Here is a 1476-nt window from a genome sequence, read left to right as displayed (position 1 = left end):
GCGGCTGTTAGACGATTCCCTTAGGACCGGTGTCCGGCCAGACTCGGTCCAGGTGGTCGGTGGGAATGCTCGCCATCGCGGCTGCCCACCGAATCGGTGTGGCTCTCTTTCGGTTTGCGTGCCCACCGTCCACCGTGGCGAGGCGTGGCTCAAGAAGGGACTGCCCTGCTCGTAATAGCAATGCCCACCTCGCGTTCCTCCGTTGTTGCGACGAAGCGAGGTGTTGGGTGTGGCGAGGGTGTTCATCGGGGTCGACCCCCACAAGCTGTCGGCGACCATCGAGGTCGTCGATGACCGTGAGACGGTGCTGGCGACCGGCAGGTTCGGCACCGACAAGGCCGGCTACTCCGCGATGCGCAGGCACGTCGCGAAGTACTCGGAGCGGACGTGGGCGGTCGAGGGCAGCAACGGTGCCGGCCGACCGCTGGCGCAGCGGCTGCTCGCTGACGGAGAACGTGTCGTCGACGTGCCGGCCAAGCTCAGCGCCCGGGCGCGGTTGTTCGACACCGGCCACAACCGAAAGACCGACGCGCACGACGCTCACGCAGTCGCGGCCGTCGCGGTCCGCACCTCGGGGCTGCGCGTGCTGGCCTACGACGAGGCACTCGAGGCGCTGAGGATGGTGGCTGACCGCCGCGCCGAGCTCGCGCAGCACCGCGTTCAGACCGTCAACCGGCTCCACCGTCTTCTTTCGGAGCTGACGCCGGGGACGTCGAAGAAGGACCTGACGGCGTTGCAGGCCAAGGCAATCCTGGCGTCGGTGCGGCCACGGGACCTGGCCGGCAAGACCAGGCGCAGACTCGCCGCCGAACTCCTGGCCGACCTGGTCGCGGTCGACAAGAGGATCAAGGCCTCCACCAAGGAGCTCAAGACGATGGTCGCGGCAACAGGCTCGAACCTGATGGAGTTGCCCGGCGTCGGCCCAGTCGTAGCAGCCCGGATCCTGGCCGACGTCGGTGACATCGCCCGATTCGCGGACCGGAACCGTTTCGCGTCCTGGACCGGCACCGCACCGCTGGACGCCTCTTCCGGTGAGCAGATCCGTCACCGCCTCTCCCGCGCCGGCAACCGCAAGGTCAACCACATGCTGCACATCGCCGCGGCCAGCCAGATCCGGCTCGACACACCCGGCCGGGCCTATTACCGACGCAAGCGCGCCGCGGGCAAGACGCCGATGGAAGCCATGCGCTGCCTGAAGCGACGCATCTCCGACGCCGTGTACCGCCAGCTGGTCGCCGACGCCCGCCGCGCCGCCCAGCCAGCACGAGCGATGGCACYTGAGGCGGGCCCGGGAGGGCACTGCGGGGCGTCACTTCAATCCAGCGCGGTCGACCTGCCCCCGCACATCGACACTTCGGATCAGCCACTTCCCGGACCCGCAACACCGACGCTACGCCGCACCGACCCGGGCCGGAAGACCACAACGCGAAGGTCCCTCAGACACGCCCGTTGACAACAGAAGGGAGCCGGAAAGAC

At 68.6% G+C, this 1476-nt stretch carries 1 protein-coding gene; it reads left to right on the top strand.

Annotated elements, in window-relative coordinates; translation table 11 throughout:
• Positions 1-229 precede the first annotated feature (229 nt).
• Positions 230-1453 (top strand): IS110 family RNA-guided transposase, encoded by a 1224-nt coding sequence (locus AC1DWJ_RS19130; RefSeq protein WP_477621694.1) that lies wholly within the window; start codon positions 230-232, stop codon positions 1451-1453.
• Positions 1454-1476: the final 23 nt, after the last annotated feature.

The sequence above is a fragment of the Pedococcus sp. P2_D7 genome (assembly GCF_056404295.1).
The sequence above is the reverse complement of the archived record's forward strand: the minus strand, read 5'-3'. Positions and strand labels throughout refer to the sequence as shown.